13 protein-coding genes and 1 riboswitch are annotated in these 19,018 nt (G+C 65.2%); of the genes, 5 read left to right on the top strand and 8 right to left on the bottom strand.

Annotated elements, in window-relative coordinates; genetic code table 11:
- The first annotated feature begins 122 nt into the window (after positions 1–122).
- Complete coding sequence (locus AC07NV_RS00640; RefSeq protein WP_495164408.1) at positions 123–1,208, top strand: choice-of-anchor A family protein; 1,086 nt, start codon at positions 123–125, stop codon at positions 1,206–1,208.
- A 3-nt stretch (positions 1,209–1,211) separates the two neighbouring features.
- Here AC07NV_RS00640 and AC07NV_RS00635 read toward each other — a convergent pair whose 3' ends face one another.
- Both AC07NV_RS00635 and metE read right to left on the bottom strand, forming a co-directional pair.
- Positions 1,212–1,610, bottom strand: coding sequence for an acyl-CoA thioesterase (locus AC07NV_RS00635; RefSeq protein WP_495164407.1), 399 nt, complete (start codon positions 1,608–1,610; stop codon positions 1,212–1,214).
- Positions 1,597–3,909, bottom strand: a complete 2,313-nt coding sequence (metE, locus tag AC07NV_RS00630) for a 5-methyltetrahydropteroyltriglutamate--homocysteine S-methyltransferase (RefSeq protein ID WP_495164406.1) — start codon at positions 3,907–3,909, stop codon at positions 1,597–1,599. Before metE ends, AC07NV_RS00635 begins: the two co-directional genes overlap by 14 nt.
- A gap of 118 nt (positions 3,910–4,027) precedes the next feature.
- Positions 4,028–4,246: riboswitch (cobalamin riboswitch) on the bottom strand.
- Between the two features lie 117 nt (positions 4,247–4,363).
- On the opposite strand from metE, the gene AC07NV_RS00625 reads away from it, so the two are divergent.
- Positions 4,364–6,502 (top strand): TonB-dependent siderophore receptor, encoded by a 2,139-nt coding sequence (locus tag AC07NV_RS00625; protein ID WP_495164405.1) that lies wholly within the window; start codon positions 4,364–4,366, stop codon positions 6,500–6,502.
- A 13-nt stretch (positions 6,503–6,515) separates the two neighbouring features.
- On the top strand, positions 6,516–7,751 hold the full coding sequence (locus AC07NV_RS00620; protein WP_495164404.1) for a PepSY-associated TM helix domain-containing protein: 1,236 nt from the start codon (positions 6,516–6,518) through the stop codon (positions 7,749–7,751).
- A gap of 7 nt (positions 7,752–7,758) precedes the next feature.
- Here the strand turns inward: AC07NV_RS00620 and AC07NV_RS00615 are convergent, their stop codons facing one another.
- Positions 7,759–8,298, bottom strand: coding sequence for a GNAT family N-acetyltransferase (locus tag AC07NV_RS00615; protein ID WP_495164403.1), 540 nt, complete (start codon positions 8,296–8,298; stop codon positions 7,759–7,761).
- Between the two features lie 74 nt (positions 8,299–8,372).
- A complete protein-coding gene (locus tag AC07NV_RS00610; RefSeq protein ID WP_495164402.1) occupies positions 8,373–9,335 on the bottom strand; it encodes an SDR family NAD(P)-dependent oxidoreductase in 963 nt (320 codons plus the stop codon).
- A 14-nt stretch (positions 9,336–9,349) separates the two neighbouring features.
- Here AC07NV_RS00610 and AC07NV_RS00605 point away from each other — a divergent pair, with 14 nt between their 5' ends.
- Positions 9,350–10,423, top strand: coding sequence for an AraC family transcriptional regulator (locus AC07NV_RS00605; RefSeq protein ID WP_495164401.1), 1,074 nt, complete (start codon positions 9,350–9,352; stop codon positions 10,421–10,423).
- A gap of 94 nt (positions 10,424–10,517) precedes the next feature.
- Here AC07NV_RS00605 and AC07NV_RS00600 read toward each other — a convergent pair whose 3' ends face one another.
- The 4 genes from AC07NV_RS00600 to leuA all read right to left on the bottom strand — a co-directional run bounded on the left by AC07NV_RS00600 (position 10,518) and on the right by leuA (position 13,266).
- On the bottom strand, positions 10,518–10,676 hold the full coding sequence (locus tag AC07NV_RS00600; protein WP_495164400.1) for a hypothetical protein: 159 nt from the start codon (positions 10,674–10,676) through the stop codon (positions 10,518–10,520).
- A 91-nt stretch (positions 10,677–10,767) separates the two neighbouring features.
- Positions 10,768–10,977: a hypothetical protein gene (locus AC07NV_RS00595; RefSeq protein ID WP_495164399.1), complete on the bottom strand. Its 210-nt coding sequence runs from the start codon at positions 10,975–10,977 to the stop codon at positions 10,768–10,770.
- An 8-nt stretch (positions 10,978–10,985) separates the two neighbouring features.
- Positions 10,986–11,288 (bottom strand): hypothetical protein, encoded by a 303-nt coding sequence (locus AC07NV_RS00590; RefSeq protein ID WP_495164398.1) that lies wholly within the window; start codon positions 11,286–11,288, stop codon positions 10,986–10,988.
- Between the two features lie 313 nt (positions 11,289–11,601).
- Positions 11,602–13,266 carry a 2-isopropylmalate synthase gene (gene leuA, locus AC07NV_RS00585; protein WP_495164397.1) on the bottom strand — a complete coding sequence of 555 codons (1,665 nt, stop codon included), beginning with the start codon at positions 13,264–13,266 and terminating at the stop codon, positions 11,602–11,604.
- Between the two features lie 509 nt (positions 13,267–13,775).
- Here leuA and AC07NV_RS00580 point away from each other — a divergent pair.
- Positions 13,776–19,018, top strand: a 5,243-nt coding sequence (locus AC07NV_RS00580; RefSeq protein WP_495164396.1) for a DUF4347 domain-containing protein, incomplete at its 3' end; no start/stop codon positions are given.

The raw sequence follows: 19,018 nt of genomic DNA, 5'->3' as shown, positions 1-19,018 counted from the left end.
GCGCGACGCTTTCGGGCCGCTGTTTCACAACGGGACAACGGTTTGTCGCAGTCTGGTGTAAAGAGAGCGACGAACGCCCTATGGGCGCCCGCGCCTTCCTTTTGAAAACGGACGATAAACCCTTGTCTTTCCCGACCCGCATCCTGTTCCCCGCCGCGCTTGTGGCGACCGCGCTGACGCTTCCCGTGCTCGCACAGAGCAAGACGATCACCGGCATCGACGCGCTGCGCGAATGGAATCTCGTCGTGCTCGGCAACCTCGAATCCTCGTCCGAGGTCGAGGGGCGGACCTTCGTCGGCGGCAACCTCAGCGGCAATTCGTCGAATTACGGCATCCGCGCGACGACCTCGCCGAACGGCCAGCCGGGGCTGACCGTCGTCGGCAACGTCACCGGCAGCCACAAGAATCTCAACAACGGATCGGGGGCGGTGATCGGCGGCAATGTGTCGAGCGGCTTCAACCTCAACGGCCCGAACCAGACGGTCAAGGTCGGCGGGACGATCAGCAACACCAACGTCAACCAGAACACCGTGATTTCGAACCTCGACGCCAGCAACCCGGCGTTCGGACTGGGGCTGCAACAGAGCAAGACCGAGCTGAAAAGCAGCATGGGCAGCTTGTCGTTCGACATGGGCACGCTGACCGCGAACAGCCAGTTGAGCGTGCAGGGCAACCGCGGCACGTTCAACGCGCAGCCCAATGCCCAGGGGCTGGCGGTGTTCAACATTACCGCCGCCGACCTCGACCGGATCGGCGAGATCCAGTTCAACCTGAACGGCGCCGACACCGCGATCGTCAATGTCAGCGGCCGGTCGATCAATCTCAACGACAATTTCCTCGGCGGGACAAACAATCTGGGCGAACGGGTGATCTGGAATTTCCCCGATGCCGAGACGCTCAAGCTGACGACGGCATGGGGCGGTTCGGTGCTGGCCCCGCTCGCCGATGCCGAAACGCGCAATTATATTCAGGGTTCGGCGGTGTTCGGCAATCTGAAGCAGAATGGCGAGATGCACATCGGGACATTCAAGGGCGGCTATGTGACGCCGCCGGCGGGGGGAAGCTCGAGCGGCGGGTCGTCGGGCGGCGGGTCGAGCGGCGGTGCGGTGCCGGTGCCCGAGCCGGGGATGTTCGGGCTGTTCGGGCTGGGCGTCGGCGGATTGATCCTGTGGCGCCGCCGCCGGGCAAAGCGCGGCGGCGACGCCTGACACTCAGCTTTCGAGCGGCCGCACCGCGCGCGGCCGCCTGTCCGGCCCCACCGCGACAAAGATAAACACCGCCTGCGTGACCTTGTTGTCCTCGTCGGCGTGACGGTCGCGGGCCCAGGCTTCGACTTCGACGTGCATCGAGGTGCGGCCTACCTGCACGAGGCGCCCGAAGACGGACACCTCGTCGCCGACGAAGACGGGACGGTGGAAGGTCATGCCTTCCACCGAGATCGTCACCGCGCGGCCGCGCGCGTGGCGCGAGGCCACCGAGGAGGCGGCAAGGTCCATCTGCGCCATCAGCCAGCCGCCGAAAATATCGCCATAGACATTGGCGTTGGCGGGCATCGCGGTGACGCGGACGGCGGGCTGGCCGGTGGGCATGGCCGCCTCAGTTTGCATCATAGGCCTCCTTGATGCGGGCTTTCGTCCGCATCGCCTGCGCGGCGGCGACCATGGCGACGAGCGCGGGACGCACCTCGTCCCACTTGCGCGTCTTGAGCCCGCAATCGGGGTTTACCCAGATCTGCTGCGGCGGGACATGCTTGCCGGCGAGGGTGAGAAGGTCGGTCATCTCGCGCTCGGCCGGGATGCGCGGGCTGTGAATGTCGTAGACGCCGGGGCCGACTTCATTCGGATAGGCATAGCTGGCGAAGGCGTCGAGCAGCTCCATTTGCGACCGCGCAGTCTCGATCGAGATGACGTCGGCGTCCATCGCGCCGATCGCGCGGATGATGTCGTTGAACTCCGAATAGCACATATGCGTATGGATCTGCGTGTCGTCGCGCACGCCCGACGACGCGATGCGGAAGCTTTCGACCGCCCAGTCCAGATAATGCTGCCATTCGCTGCGGCGAAGGGGGAGGCCTTCGCGGAGCGCCGCCTCGTCGATCTGGATGATCGCGGCGCCGGCGGCCTCGAGATCCTGCACCTCGTCGCGGATCGCGAGCGCGATCTGGCGGCAGCTGGTCTCGCGCGGCTGATCGTCGCGGACGAAGGACCAGTTGAGGATCGTGACGGGGCCGGTGAGCATGCCCTTCACGGGCAAGCCGGTCTGGTCCTGTGCATAGCGCCACCAGTCGACGGTCATCGGCGCGGGGCGCGAGACGTCGCCATAGAGGATGGGCGGACGGACGCAGCGCGAGCCATAGCTTTGCACCCAGCCGGCGCGGGTGAAGGCGAAGCCGGCGAGCTGCTCGCCGAAATATTGCACCATGTCGTTGCGCTCGAACTCGCCGTGGACGAGGACGTCGAGCCCGATCTCCTCCTGCCATTTGACCGCGGCACGCGTTTCGATGCGGAGATATTGGTCGTAGGCGGCATCGTCGATCTCGCCCTTGATGTGCGCGGCGCGCGCCTTGCGGACCTCGGGAGTCTGCGGGAAGCTGCCGATCGTCGTCGTCGGATAGGCGGGGAGGGCGAGGCGCTTGTGTTGCGCGTCGCGGCGGGTCGCGAAGGGCGAGGTGCGGTTGGTGGCGGCCGCGTCGAGCGCGGCGAGGCGCTGCGCAACCGCGGGATCGTGGATCTTAGGCGAGGTCTGGCGCGCGACCGCGGCGATGCGCGAGGCCGAGAAGGCGGCGAAGCTCGCGTCCTCGCCTTCGTTGAGCGCTTTCGCGAGCGCGGCGAGTTCCTCGATCTTTTGCACCGCGAAGCTCAGCCACTGGGCGATTTCGGGATCGAGTGACGTTTCGAGCGCGAGGTCGACGGGGGTGTGGAGGAGCGAGCAGGAGGGCGCGAGAATGAGGTCGCGTTTGCCGGCCAGTTCCTTGAGGCGCCAGTAGAGGTCGGGGAGGTTCGCGCGCCAGATGTTGCGGCCGTCGATGACGCCGAGCGAGAGCAGGACGTGCGGCTGAAGTTTTGCCAGTGCGGGTTCGAGCTGTTCGGGCGCGCGAACGAGGTCGATGTGGAGGCCGTGGACGGGGAGGTCGGCGACGAGTCCCAGATTGTCGCCGAGGCCGCCGAAGTAAGTGGTGAGCATGAGTTTGGGGCCGCGGGTCGCGAGGCGGGCGTAGGCGCGTTCGAAGGCGGTGCGCTGTTCGGCCGAGAGATCGAGGACGAGGCAGGGCTCGTCGATCTGCACCCATTCGGCGCCTTGTTTCGCGAGGCGAGCGAGGATTTCGGCATAGGTGTCGAGCAGCTGCGGCAGCAATGCGAGCGGTTCGACCGCCTTGCCCTTGGCGAGCATCAGATAGCTGACGGGGCCGAGGAGGACGGGGCGGGTGTTGTAGCCGAGCGCCCTGGCTTCCTCAAACTCGTCGAAAATCTTGGTCGAGGCGATCTTGAAGACCTGACCTGCCGTGAGTTCGGGGACCATGAAATGATAGTTGGTGTCGAACCATTTGGTCATTTCCTGCGCGGTGGTGTCGTGGGCGTGGCCGCAGGCGGACGGCCCCTGGGCACCGCGCGCCATCGCGAAATAGAGGTCGGGATCGACGCTCTCGCCCGCCCAGTCGTAGCGCGGCGGGATCGCGCCGATCAGCGCGCTGGTGTCGAGAACATGATCGTAGAGCGAGAAGTCGTTCGAGGGCAGGATGTCGGCGCCGAGCGCTTTCTGCCGCGTCCAGTGCAGCGCGCGGAGGCCCGATGCCGCGGTCTGCAGTTCGGCGAGATTGGTCTTGCCTGCCCAATAGCTTTCGAGCGCGAATTTGAGCTCGCGGCGGAGGCCGATGCGGGGAAAGCCGAGGGTGGCGACGCTGACAGTCATTTCTTCAAGCACCTTGCAAGGGGCAAGGCGCCGGACAGACGCGTACGCACGGGACCCCGCGCCCGCAAAGCAAGGGTCGGGCGCAGCCATGCATGCGGCCTGACCGGACACCCCGCCGGAGGACGTATCTGACGAGGCAGGTCTCCTGGCTCACGGATCGACGCGGCGGTCTGGCCTTCCCGGTCCCTTGCCGGACCAGTGACACGTATCGACCGCCGCTCACCGCTTACAGTTGCGGGGGCAGCGCCGGCCTTGCCCCTCTCGAGACGCACCGGCTTCCCGTCTTAGCTCCACGCCCGGGTAGCGGACGCGGAGAACCTCGACAGGGTGAAGAATAGACCGCGCCCGGCCGTTGTCAAGTCAGATATAAAGATTTCTTTATATGTGGCTCCGGCGGCGAATATTGCAAATGATTTGCAATCTCTCTATCGGCACGCCCGAAAGGGTGTTGAGAATGATTCGCAAGATGATGATGGGCTCGGCGGTGGCTCTGGCCATGGCGCCGATGGCGGCAGCGGCGGAAGAGGCGGCAGCGGAGGATTCCGCGGCAATCGACGAGATCGTCGTCACCGGCCGCGCGTCGCAGCTTTATCGCATCGAGGAAACCGCGAGCGGCAAGATGCCGACCGAGCCGCTGGCCTCGTCGCAGTCGATCACCGTCATCACCTCGCAACTGATCGAGGATCAGGGCGCGCGCGACGCGCAGGACCTGTACCGGAACATCTCGGGGGTCAGCGTCTTTTCCTATGCCGGCGTGACCGCGCGCGGTTTCCGCCAGCAGGAGAATTTCTACGACGGGCTGCGCGGCGATCCCTATATCGGCTTTGCCGTCCCGCAGCTGTTCAACATCGAGCGCGTCGAGTTTCTGAAGGGACCCGCGGGCATGCTCTATGGCCAGAGCGCGCCGGGCGGATTGTTCAACTATGTGACCAAGAAGCCGTCGCAGACCTTTGCCGGGTCGGTGAAGATCGTCGGCGGGACCGGGGATCGTTACGGCGGGCAGGTCGAGGTAACCGGACCGGTCAATGACGTCATTTCGCTGCGCGGCGGCGCCTTTTTCGAGGATCGCAACCTGCCGCGCACGCACGCGGGCAACAAATCGCTGCTGCTCGACGGCGGGGTCACCTTCGACCTCGGGATCGCGAAGCTGACTGCGCAGGTGTGGCGGATCGAGCAGGATCTGGCGGCGAACCGCCTGCGCGGGATCGCGGTCGATAACGACGGCCATTTCCTCGCCGACCGCCGCTGGAACCACAATGAGCCGAGCGATTTCCTGAAGCTGCGCTCGACCGCGTTCCAGGGCAAACTGGAGCTGGAGCCGACCGACAATCTGCATGTCGACCTGACCGCGCGGCGCATCGACGCGACTGAAACGCAGAAATATCACGAGCCGATCACCTTGCTCGACCGCAACCGCGATGGCCGTTTCGATGCGGTGGCGCGCCAGTATCGCGACCAGCTTCGCGACAGTAGCATCTGGTCGTTCGGCGGCAATGCCGTCTGGTCGGCGCGCTTTTCGGATGTGATTTCGAACCGCGTTCTTGCGGGGTTCGATTACAGCACCGACGACGGAATTTCGCTGGCGTCGCAGCTCACCGGCCGCGCGACCCCGGCCGCGGGTCTGCCGTGTCCGCTGGATTTCGTGAACCCCGTCTACAAGGCGTGCGATCCGGCCAAATATATTATGCCGGCGCAGACGCGGACGACGAGCGAGACCAAGCGCCGGGGATTCTATGCCCTGAACGAGTTGACCATCGGGCGGCTGGTCGCGGTGGCGGGCATCCGCACCGACCGTTTCGAGGATATCGCGATCGCCGCGAACGGCGCACGCACCGGTTTCAAGGGCAGCGACGAGACCTATCGCCTTGGCCTCGTCTGGCGCGTGCGCGACGATATCTCGCTGTTCACCCAATATGCGACGAGTTTCGAACCGCAATCGGCGTCGGCGCAGGATCCGCGCGCGGGCGGTCCCTTCGCCCCGACAACCGGCGACATGATCGAAGGCGGGATCAAGACCGCACTGCTCGGGGGGCGGGTCCAGAGCAGCCTGTCGATATACCAGATCAAGCGCCAGAATCTGCTCCAGTCCGATCCGCGCGGCGACCCCGAAGGCGACGGCATCAACAATATGATCGCATTCGGCGAAGTGACGTCGAAGGGGTTCGACCTCGACGTCGCGGCCGACCTGACCGACAATTGGGTGCTGACGGTGACCTATGCGTTCAACGATACGCGGATTACGAAGGATAATGGCCGGACCCCGCCGACCAACTCGGTGCCGAGCGGGCGTTTTGCGAATGCACCGAAAGCCAAGCTGGGGTTCTGGAGCCGGTACCAGATCCCCGATAGCGGTCTCGCCTTCGCGTTCGGCGGCGATTATGTGGCGAAGCGGATCAGCCTGTCGAACCAGCCGGTGAATGCCTATTTCATCTTCGACGGATCGGTGAACTGGACGCGCGGGCCGTGGGACGTGCGGCTGCGCGTCGACAATATCTTCGACAAAACCTATGCGGCGTCGGGCTTCAACGATCGCGGCGGCCATTTCCCCGGCGAACCGCGCTCGGCCTTTGTCGAAGTGGGGTATAAATTCTAGGGGACCTGAAGCCGTGACCGCCGCCGCCGCCCCGATCAAAGCGAAGAAGGCCAGCGGGCGGCGCCTGTGGTGGGTCGTCCACCAGTGGGTCGGGCTCAAACTGTCGCTGTTCCTCGCGTTCATCCTGTTCACCGGGACGCTCGCGATGCTGAGCGCCGAGATCGACTGGCTGCTCCACCCGACGCTGCGCGTCGCGCCGTCGTCGGTTGACGGACCGCCGCGCTGGGACCTGATTGCCGAGAATGCGGCACGCTATCCCGGGGTTGTGACGATCAATCAGATGGTCCGGCCGACCGCGCGCGCCTTTGCGGTGCGGGTCTCTTTCCAGCGCGCGGACGAGAGCCGCGGGTATCTGCACGTCCATCCGGTGACGGGGCGGGTGCAGGGCGAACAGGGCTTTGTCGACAGCCAGCGGGTGCTGCGCAACCTGCACCGTCACCTCAACCTGCCGGTCAAATATGGCATTCCGATCGTCGCGTCGCTGTCGATCCTGTTGCTGATCAGCGTCGCGACCTCGTTCGTCGTCTATCGCAAATGGTGGCGTGGTTTCTTCAAGCCGATCCGCTGGCGCGACGCACGCACCGCATGGGGCGATTTCCACCGGCTGGCGGGGGTGTGGAGCCTGTGGTTCGTCGCCCTGATCGCGCTCACCGGACTGTGGTATCTGGTCGAACAACTGGGCGGCGATGCGCCCGACCTGCCCGAACCGGCGCACGCGATTGCCGCGATGCCGACCGGAAGCACGGCAATCGACGCCGCGGACGCGCTGTCCGCCAGCCTCGCGGCGGCGCGGCGCGCCGACCCGGCGCTGACGATCGAGGTCGTGCAGTTTCCCGGCAAAAAGTCGGGCGCGTTCGTTTTCGAGGGGCAGCGCAGCGCGTGGCTGGTGCGCCCGCGCGCGAATGCGGTGTGGGTCGACGCCGCGACCGCTCGCGTCGTGATGACCAGCGACGGCGGCGATATGGGCGTCCACCAACGCCTTTCCGAAATGGCCGACCCGCTGCATTTCGGGACCTTTGCCGGTTACTGGACACGCATCCCCTGGTTTGTCTTCGGCCTGCTGATGACCGGGCTCGCGCTGTCGGGCGCCGCAATCTATTCGCACCGTATCGCGCACAGCGCGCGCGCCATCGCCGAACGCCCGATCTGGAATGGCATGTGGCGCGGGGCGGGGCGGTGGCGCTGGCTGTCGGCGGTGCTGATCGCGACCGGCGCGGTGATGATCGGCTGGATGTTCTACAAGGGCTGAGCGGGGATCAACCCGAGGTCAGCGGTTTGCCCATGCGGATGAGCGGGACATGGACGCCGTTCGGCCCCGGCGCCTCGATGCGTTCGATCGGCGTGTAGCCGCACGCGCGGTAGAGCGGTTCGCCCGAGAGGGTCGCCATCAGTTCGGCGCGCGCAAAGCCCGCATCGCGCGCAGCACCTTCGCAAAGCGCCATCACCTGCCGCCCGACGCCTCTGCGCGCGTGGGCGGGGTGCGTGTACATCGCGCGGATGCGTGCGGCATCGGTGGCGGGATCGAGGAGCGCGGGGTCGCGCAGGTCCGTGCTATGGTCGCCGCCATAGAGGGTCGCGCGGCGCGACCAGCCGCCGCAGCCGACGATCTCGCCGCCGTCTTCGATGATGAAATAGGTGCCGTCGGCGATAAGCTGGGTGTCGAGGCCCATGACCGCGTGGCTCGCGGCGATCTGCGCATCGTCGAGGAAGCCCTTTTGCAGTTCGGCGATTGCGAGCGCCATCACCGCGCGGAGCGCGTCGAGATCGGCGGGGAGGGCGAGGCGATGAGTCAGCATGGCGGCGGCTATAAGACGCGCAAAGGGCGAGCGGCAAGTGTTGCCGCCCGCCCTTTGCTCTTGTCGTCAGTCGGTTAGAAGCGTTCGCCGATCAGCTCTTCGCTCTTCGCCCACAGTGCTTTGGCGTTGTCGGCATCGAGCGCATAGGCGCGGACACCGGCGCGCAGGCCGTCGCCCTCAACCAGCTCGGCGACCTGGCAATCCTCGAGATAGCGGCCGCCGATGGTGTCGGCATCGGCAACGGCGGCGGCCCAGACCGAGGTTGCGGCGCCCTGCGGGATAGATTTGAACTCGAAGCCTTCACCGCCGGTTTCTTTTGCGGTGGCGTTGATCTGTTCGATCAGCGCTTCGAGCGCACCGTCGTCGAGATGGCGGCCAAGCTCGGTGTGGATCCCGCCCGGGTGGAGCGCGGTCGCGCGGACGCCGCGGTCCTTGTGGCGGCGGTCGAATTCGACCGCGAAGAGGATGTTCGCGGTCTTCGAACGACCATAGGCGATCCACGGCTCATAATCGCCGTTGTCGAAGTTCGGATCCTCCAGATTGACGTCCGAGAAGCGGTGCCCCGACGAGGCGAGGTTCACCAGCCGTCCGCCATCCTTGATGAGTGAAGCGATGCGGTTGACGAAGGTGAAGTGGCCGAGGTGGTTGGTGCCGAACTGGGTTTCGAAGCCGTCGGTGGTCTTGCCGAACGGCGCCGCCATCACACCGGCATTGGTGATGATGACGTCGAACGGCCGGCCGTCGGCATTGAGCGCGTCGGCGGCGGCGCGGACACTGGCAAGCGAGGCGAGGTCGAGGGCGATCAGATCGAAACTGGCGCCGCTGGCGGCGGCGGCTTCGCGGACTTCGGCGGTCGCGGTTTCGGCCTTGGCGAGGTCGCGCGCGGCGCCGACGACATCGGCGCCATGGGCGACGAGCGCACGGGCGGTTTCGACGCCGAGCCCGGCGGACACGCCGGTGACGAGGATGCGCTTGCCCGAAAGATCGACCCCGGCGAGCACGTCGTCGGTGGTCGATTTGGCGTTGAACTGGGTCATGGAGAACTCCTTCGATGGGGCAGGGCGGAGGGGAGTGCGCTGCTGCGGACAAGATAGGCGATGCGCCAGCCGCTTCGCTGCCCGATTATGGCATCTGCTTGCCCGATCCTCTCAAAACAGAAGCGATTGTCGGCGCGCTTCTTGCGCGCGAACGCGCGAAGGCCGATGTGGGGGCGATGCAGGACAGGCTCGACTCGATATGCGCACAGGTGCTGCGGCACGCGGTTTCTCCCTATTATGAGTCGCCGGTGCCGCGTCTCGTCGTCGCAACGCAATGTGCGCCGACAAACGGGATCGCGACCGTCTATGAACCCGTCACCTGCCTGATCCTGCAAGGAACGAAGCAGGTCGTGATCGGCGACACGGTGCTGCGATACGATGCATCGAGCTATTTCGTTGCGTCGCTCGACCTGCCCGCGGTCGGCCGCGTGGTCGAGGCGACCCCCGACAAGCCCTATGTCGCCGCGGCGCTGCGCATCGACCGCACGGCGCTGGCCGACCTGATCGCGAGCATGGATCCGGGCATGATCGGCCGTGCGCCGCCGGGCGACCTGGCGGGCTTCGCGGTCGCGTCGGTGACCCCCGAACTGGTCGAGGCGTGGGCGGGTCTCCTTTCGCTGCTCGACCGCCCGGACGACATATCGATGCTCGCCCCGATGCGCGAGCGCGAGATCCTCTATCGCCTGCTGCAGGGGCCGCTCGGCGCGCAGCTTTGCGCGATTGCGCAGGAGGACAGCCGCTTGTCGCGGGTGCGCCGCGCGATCGTCTGGATGCAGGACCATTATGAGGAGATGCTGCGCACCGCGACGCTGGCCGAGATTGCCGGGATGAGCGTCGCCTCCTTTCACCGCCATTTCAAGGCGGCGACCGCGATGAGCCCGCTGCAATTCCAGAAGACGCTGCGCCTGCACGCGGCGCGGCGCCTGCTCGCCGGTGGGGCCGAGGCGAGCCGCGCCGCCTATTCGGTGGGCTATGAAAGCGCGTCGCAGTTCAGCCGCGAATATAGCCGCGCCTTTGGCATGCCGCCCTCGCGCGATGCCGACCGGCTGCGCGGGGCGGGTGCGATCGAGGCCGTGCCGGCGGTGTAGGGTGTCGCGGAACGCGCGCGGTCGGATTTACATACGAAAACCGGGCCGCGTACGTGACGCGGCCCGGCTCTGGAACGCCGAAGCGTTCGGTTGATCAGCGGTTCTGGCTGCCGCCCTGCTGGCCGTGGTCGCTTTTGTCGCGATCCTGGCCGGGCTGGCGGTTCTGGCCGTCCTGCTGCTGCTGGCCGCCCTGATCGGGTTTCCGGTCCGGCTGCTTGTCGCCCTGGGGGTTGCCTTGATTGTTCTGAGCCATGGCTCTTTCCTCTCATGAAGTCCGGGGATGGACAGGAAAGAGACGAGCGGCGCGGTGGCATTGTTCCGGTGCGCCGCTCGGCTGGTCGCGTTTACTGGCCCGGCGGGCGATAGAAGCGGTGGCGGGTGACCGCGCCGTCGATGATGTGGCGGCGAAGGCGGAGGCGCATCGTCTCGGCGCCGGGGCCGGTGGTGCAAATGAGGCGGGTGCCGCCCGATTGCAGGGGCTCGATCGCGCTGATGCTGACCCCCGACGACAGGCACATCGCCTTCACTTCGCTTTCCTCCAGCGACAGGTTCATCGCGCGGCTCATTCGAAGCCCGGATCGCGCGTAAAGGCGCGGATTGCGGTGGCAACCTGTTCATAGCCTTCAGCGCTGGCGGTCGCGATGGCGAGCGGGCGGCCGCCGAGTTCGGGGTTTTCGGCATTGAGGAAGGCGATCGCGGGGTCGCGCCCGCCCATTGTCAGAAAGGCGAGCTGGCTGATGTCGCCCTGCCGCTGCGCGTCGTCGCGGGGGAGCGGGGTGCGCTGCTTGCGAAAGAAGCTGTTCGATCGTGTTTTGCCGGGCGGGGCGGCATCGGGTTGAGTCCCGGTTGAGGTCTCGTTGGTCATGGCGCGCGGCTCCTCCTGCGTAAGCGGGAGCGCGCACGTCTCTCAGCCGCGGCGGCCTACTGAAAACGCGTGCCGCGATGGACAGGATATGGGGTGGCGGGGGGCGGATTGTAAGGGTGGGGGCAGTTTGTCGTTGCGGTCGCTTCCTCTCCCCTCCCGCAGGCGGGAGGGGTCGGGGGTGGGCAGCGACGGTGCGGCTTACTGCCACCCCGCTGCGACTAACCAGCAAGCTGGCAAGTCTCGCTGCCCCTCCCGCTTGCGGGAGGGGATATTGGTGAGCGGCGCCGATCAGCCGTTTTTACCTGCCGGCGGTTTACGCCCCGTTGGCAGCCGAAAGGATCGCGCGGACGCTGGCGGTCGCGACGTCGGTGTCGAGGCCGCAGCCGAAGACGCTCTTGCCGTCGGCGGTGCGGCATTCGACATAGGCGGCGGCCTGCACGGTGCTGCCCTGACCGATCGCATGTTCCGAATAGTCGACGATATCCATCACCGGGCCGCCGCTTTCGGACAGCGCCGCGATGACGCTCGACATCAGGCCGTTGCCGCGGCCGCTGACGCTGCGCGGGGTGCCGTCGATCGTGAGCTTGCCGGCGAAGATGCGGTCGGGGCCGCTGTGCGTTTCAGACCAGTCGACGAGCTGGAAGCGCTTGCCCTCGGTGACCAGATAGCTGTGGTCGAACGCGCCCCAGATATCCTCGGCGCCGAGTTCGCGACTTGTTTCGTCGGCCAGCGCCTGCACGACATGGCTGAAGCTCGCCTGCATTTTCTTGGGGAGTTTCAGACCCTTGTCCTGTTCGAGTACCCAAGCGACGCCGCCTTTGCCCGACTGGCTGTTGACGCGGATCACCGCTTCATAGCTGCGGCCGAGATCGGCGGGGTCGATGGGGAGATAGGGGACTTCCCATTTCTCGTCATTCTGGCGTTCGCGCGCGGCGAAGCCCTTTTTGATCGCATCCTGATGGCTGCCGGAGAAGGCGGTGTAGACCAATTCGCCGCCATAGGGGTGGCGCGGATGGACGGGGAGCTGGTTGCAATATTCGACCGTCTGGATGACCTCGTCGATGTTCGAGAAGTCAAGCTCAGGGTCGACGCCCTGCGTGTACATGTTGAGCGCGATGGTGACGAGGCAGGTGTTGCCGGTGCGCTCGCCATTGCCGAACAGGCAGCCCTCGACGCGGTCGGCGCCCGCGAGCAAGCCGAGTTCGGCCGCCGCGACCCCGGTGCCGCGGTCGTTGTGGGTGTGCAGCGAGATGATCGCGGCTTCGCGGTTCGGCAAATTCTTGCAGAAATATTCGATCTGGTCGGCGTAGATGTTCGCGGTTGCCGCCTCGACCGTCGCGGGGAGGTTGAGGATGATCGGTTTGTCGACGGTTGGTTGCAGCACCTCCATCACCGCAGCGCAGGTTTCGATGCTGAAATCGAGCTCGGCGGTCGAGAAGGTTTCGGGGCTGTATTCGAAGCGCCAGTCGGTGCCGGGCAGGCGCGCGGCATTGTCGCGCAGCTGCTTGGCGCCCTCGATCGCGATGCCCTTGATCTCGTCCATCTCCATGCCGAAGACGATCTTGCGCCACGCCGGGCTGACCGCGTTATAGACGTGGACGATCGCGGTTTTGGCGCCTGCGAGGCTGTCGAAGCTGGTGCGGATAAGGTCGGCGCGGCTCTGCGTCAGCACCTGCGGGGTGACGTCGTCGGGGATGCGGCCCGATTTAACGAGGCCCGAGATGAAGTCGAACTCGGTCGCGCCGGCGCTGGGGAAGCCGACTTCGATCTCTTTCAGCCCGACGCGGACGAGGAGGTCGAAGAAGCGCGCTTTCTTTTCGGCATCCATCGGGTCGATCAGCGCCTGATTGCCGTCGCGCATGTCGGTGGAGAGCCAGATCGGCGCCTTGGTGGTGACGCGGCTGGGCCATTCGCGGTTCGCCAAGGGAATCTGCGGAAAGGCGCTGTACTTGACCGAGGGGTCGCGGAGCATGGTCATGATGTTTGAACTTCTTCTGGTGGTTGCGATGTGTGTCGATCGGACCCTTGAGCGGGTGGCCGCGACTAGCGCGCAGCCAGTGTCACGCCCAAGGGCGTGTAAGTCGCAGAAGAAGAAGGGCGTTGCCGCGCATGGGTGATCTAGTGATGCAAAATGTCGTACTTGGCAAGAGGGGGGGTGCGAAAATTGCGCAACCGGACCCGCATTCATCATTCCCGCCTTCCCCGGCACACCGATGTTTTTTTCGCTGAAACCGGCCATTCGGGACCGCATGTTCGCCCGAAAATTGGCGATTATGCCCCGGCCCTTATAGCCCGATCGCTTGCGCTTGAACGCGATCGGCCGGGAGGCGGCCGTTCGATCCATGGTGCCACCGGTGTGCAGACGGGTGCGCGGGCTGCGTTCGCCGAAGTGGTTTCCGGCAGATCAATTTTTGAGACGAAACGTTGAGGAAATTTAGTGACTTGCTAACCGCCGCACAATAGACCTGTCGGAAATAGGGGTGGTCCATGTCAAGTTTTGACGATCTGCCGCACGGCCGCAAGGCCAAATCGGGCACCAGTCGGGGGCCGCAAGGTCATCTGCTCGCGCTTGAACCGCGGATGATGTTCGACGGTGCGGTGGTCGCCACGGCGGCAGCAACGCTTTCCCAGGACGGCGCCTCCGCCCTATCAGACTCCGCCGGAAGCCCGACCGCATTTGGCGATGGCCATGACAATCAGACCGCCTTACCGGCGGCTGTTACGGCAAGAGCAACGGCCGAAGCGCCGCACGCGGTCGATCGCGATTCAATATCCCGCATCCTGGCCGAAGAACGGGCTGCGTCCGAACATCTCCGCCATGACGCGGCGACAGGCGACTGGCATGAACGCTTGCAGGAGCGGGCAATCGATGCCTGGTCCCCGGCCGAGGCGGCCGCTGCGCGCTCGGCCAGTGTCATTTTCATCGATACCGCCGTCGAAAACTACGCCGAACTTGTCAGTGAGTGGTCGGGCAAGGGCGAAATCGTCCTGATCGATGCGAGCCGCGACGGTATCGACCAGATGATGGCGGCGCTGGCCGGCCGGTCGGGCCTGGAATCGATTCATATCGTGAGCCACGGCGCTGCCAATCGTTTCATGCTCGGCACCACCAATGTCGATATCGGTGCGGTGCAGGGCGAACTTGCCGAAGCATGGCGCGCTATCGGCGCAAAGCTGACTGCCGACGGCGATATATTGATCTATGGCTGCGACGTCGGCGTCGACGATGCCGGGCAAAGCTTCGTCGATGCCATCGCCGCGAAATCCGGCGCCGATGTCGCCGCGTCGAGCGACCTGACGGGGGCGGCCGCGTCGGGTGGCGATTGGGACCTGGAATCCCGTAGCGGCCAGGTCGAGGCGCAGGTTCTGGTTTCGGAGCGCTACGAAAACCTGCTTCAGCTGACGAACCCGCCGGGTGCCTGGACGATTGCTGGCAACAGCGCGAGCAACACGATCGATGGCGTCACCGTGACGATCACCTTCACAGGCACCAACGCCTTCACCGCGCTCGCCACTGATACGCTGAACAATATAGCTGCGTTTTCCAACAACGCGCAGACGACAGCGGATGTTGTCACGACCTTCAACAATGCCGCCGCCACCACCGGTGTAACCGGCACGATCACCATCACCTTCAGTGAAGCGGTAACCAACCCGATCATCAATATCGATCGTCTGGGTGGCGTGGCGGGCACCGGACTCAGCAACTCCGCAACGTTGACGCTGGCGACGGCGGGAGCGACGCTGACCAAATTGGCGGGTTCGGGGCATTTGACGGTCGGCTCGACGACAATCGTGCGCCAGACCGGTGTCACGACCACGGGCACCGAATCGAGCCTGACCAACAGCGCCGGCTCGGCGGCCGGCAGCGTGCAGGTCAACGGCACGTTCACCTCGCTGACCTTCACCGTATCGGGTGGCGCTGCCGATGGTTTCGAAATCAGCACGACGATCAACCGCTCGCCCGATGCCCAGAACGACAATTTTACGATCAATCGCGGCGCAACGCTGACCGGCAATCTGTTCGCCAATAACGGCAGCGGTGTCGACGCAGACCCGAGCGGTGATGCGATCACGATCACGCGGGTCAACGGCGCGGTCTTCACGGTCGGGACGCCCATCACGCTGTCGAACGGTACGCTCACGATCACGAATGCGGCGACGGGTGCCTTTACGTTTGTTCCGAATGCGGGTTCGTTTGGGACGCAGACCTTCACCTACATGATTGCCGATGCCAGCGGCGGCAACGACACGGCAACCGCGACGATTGTCGTCAACGACATCCCGGTTCTCGATCTGAATTCGACACCCACGCTGACGAATGTCGTGAGCAATTCTACCTTCTCGACCGATCCCTTCGCAACTGGCGGCGGCTGGACGCGCAGCGATGCTAACTCGCTCTACGGCAACCAGTCCATCCAATGGTCCGTCGATGCGGCGGGTAACCGCGACGTATCGCAGACTGTCACGGGTTTCGCCGGGCCCGGCGCAGGGCCGGGCGGCGGCACGCAGCTTATCACCTCCATCGCGTGGAACAATTCCAGCAACGGGGTGAACGGTGTCGGTCCGGCCGGAACGCTTGATGTCATGGTCGGCGGCGTCACCTATGCCCGCATCACGACGGGCGGAACCGGGGGCGGGCTGACGGGCACAATCACCTATCTCAACGGAGCCTCGGGGCCGAACACGACAATTGCAGGCAATCAGTCCAGCTCGACTGTGGGCTTCAGCGATATCACGATCAATCTGCCTACCGGCATCGCCAACACTGCGGCGCTGACCTATCGTTTCAACAGCAATGGCGGCGGCGCCGACTTTGCAATCGACAATGTGCGCGTCAATACGCTGACCGACACGACCAGCGGACGCGACTGGACGGCGAGCTACACCGAAAACGGTACGCCGGTTTCGATCGCCGACACCGATGCATCGATCACCGATGGCGACAGCGCGAACATGCAGTCGGCGACCATCGTGCTGACCAACGAACAGGCGGGCGACCGTTTCCGTATCGGCGGGGTCGCCGGGACGGTCCTCGCCAATGGTTCGACAGGCACGATCAACGGGCTGAGCTATTCGGTCGTCGACACCGGCAGCACGATCACGATCCAGCTGACCGGTTCGGCGACCAAGGCCGTCTATGCCGACACGATCGAGTCGGTCTTCTTTGAATCGACGTCGGACAATCCCGGCACCACCTCGCGCGTCATCAATGTCACCGTCAACGACGGCACTACCAATTCCAACACCGCGGTCACGACGATCAGCGTCGGCCCCGTCAACGACGCCCCGGTCAACACGCTGCCCGCGAGCTACACAATGGCAGAAGACAGTGGCGCGCTGGCGCTGACCGGCCTGTCGATCGCCGACGCCGATGCCAATAGCGGCAGCATGACGGTCACCCTGTCGATCCCGGCGGGCAGCGGTACGCTCAATGCGACCGGAGCGGGCGGGGTTGGGGTTACGGGGACGGGCACGAACAGCATCGTGCTGACCGGAACGCTGATCAACATCAACGCCTATCTCGCGGGCGCCTCGCGTCCGACCTATACGCAGATCGCCGATTTCAACGGCAGCGTGACGCTGACGATGACGACCAACGACGGCGGTAATAGCGGCTCGGGCGGCGCGCTGAGCGACACCGATACCCGCACGATCATTATCACGGCCGTGGCCGATATCGCGGCGGACGCGCCCAGCGTAAACGAAGATACGGCGCTTTTGATCTCGCCGCTTGCGAACGACAGTTTCGAAAATGCCGGCGCGCAGATCACGGCTGTCGCCGGGCTTGCGATCTCGCCCGGCGGATCGGTCGCGGTGCCCAATGGTTCGGTCACGCTCAACGCCTCGAACCAGCTTGTTTTCACGCCCGCCGCCAATTTCAACGGCACATCGACCTTCAGCTATACGGTCAGCTCGGGCGGGGTGACCGAGACCGCCAATATCACGGTCACCGTCAATGCGGTGAACGATGCGCCGGCGGGCACCGACGCCATACTCGCCGCGACCGAGGATACGCCCTACGCCTTTACCGCCGCCAATTTCGGCTTCAGCGACGCGATCGACGGCAATGTGTTCGCAGGCGTGGTTATCACCAGCGTTCCTGCAAACGGGACGATGTTGCTGAACGGTGTGGCGGTAACCGCCGGAACCTTCGTCACCGCCGCGCAGATCAACGGCGGCCAGTTGACCTGGCAGGGCGCGGCGAACGCGAACGGCAGCGGGCTCGGAAGCTTCACCTTCCAGGTCCGCGACAATGGCGGCACCGCGAACGGCGGTCAGGATACCGACCAGTCGCCGAACATAATCAGTTTCAACGTGACCGCGGTCAACGATGCGCCCGCGGGCACCGATGCGGTACTCACCGCGATCGAGGATACGCCCTATACGCTGACGACCGCCAATTTCGGTTTCAGCGATCCGGTCGAGGGCAATTCATTCGCCGGCGTGGTCATCTCGACCATCGCGGCCAACGGAAGCTTGCGGTTGAACGGCGTCGCGGTGACGGCGGGAACCTTCGTCACTGCCGCACAGATCGCGGCGGGGCAACTGACCTGGCAGGGCGCGGCGAACGCGAACGGCAGCGGGCTCGGCAGCTTCACCTTCCAGGTGCGCGACAATGGCGGCACCGCCGATGGCGGGGTCGATACCGATCCGTCGCCGAACATAATCAGTTTCAACGTGGCAGCGGTCAACGACGCGCCCGCGGGCACCGATGCGGTGCTGACGGCGATCGAGGATACGCCCTACGCCTTCACCGCCGCCAACTTCGGCTTTTCCGATGCGGTGGACGGCAACCTTTTTGCGGGCGTCGTAATCACGACGCTGCCCGCCAATGGCACGATGCTGCTCAATGGCGCTGCGGTCTCGGCGGGAACCTTTGTGACGGCTGCGCAGATTGCCGCCGGCCAGCTAACCTGGCAGGGCGCGGCGAACGCGAATGGCAGCGGGCTCGGCAGCTTCACCTTTCAGGTGCGCGACAATGGCGGCACCGCCAATGGCGGGCAGGATACCGATCAGAGTCCCAACATAATCAGTTTCAACGTGACCGCGGTGAACGACGCCCCGGCGGGCACCGACGCGGTGCTGACGGCGATCGAGGACACGCCCTTCGCCTTCACCGCGGCCAATTTCGGCTTCTCGGATAGCGACGGCAATATTTTTGCAGGCGTTGTGATTACGACGCTGCCCGCAAACGGGACGATGTTGCTCAATGGCAGCGCGGTGACGGCCGGGACTTTCGTGACTGCGGCGCAGATCGCGGCGGGGCAGCTGACCTGGCAGGCTACGGCGAACGCGAACGGCAGCGGGCTCGGCAGCTTCACCTTTCAGGTGCGCGACAATGGCGGGACCGCCAATGGCGGGGTCGATACCGATCAGAGCCCGAACATAATCAGTTTCAACGTGACCGCGGTCAACGATGCGCCCGCCGGCACCGATGCGGTGCTCAGTGCGACAGAGGACGCGCCCTACGCCTTCACCGCCGCCAATTTCGGTTTCTCCGATGCGATCGACAATCATGTGTTCGCGGGGGTCGTGATCACGACGCTGCCGGCAAATGGGACGATGTTGCTCAATGGCAGCGCGGTGACGGCCGGGACCTTCGTCACCGCCGCGCAGATCGCGGCGGGGCAGCTGACCTGGCAGGCTGCGGCGAACGCGAACGGCAGCGGGCTCGGCAGCTTCACCTTTCAGGTGCGCGACAATGGCGGGACCGCCAATGGCGGGGT

This window comes from Sphingopyxis sp. GW821-FHT10B01 (assembly GCF_059415685.1).
The sequence above is the reverse complement of the archived record's forward strand: the minus strand, read 5'-3'. Positions and strand labels throughout refer to the sequence as shown.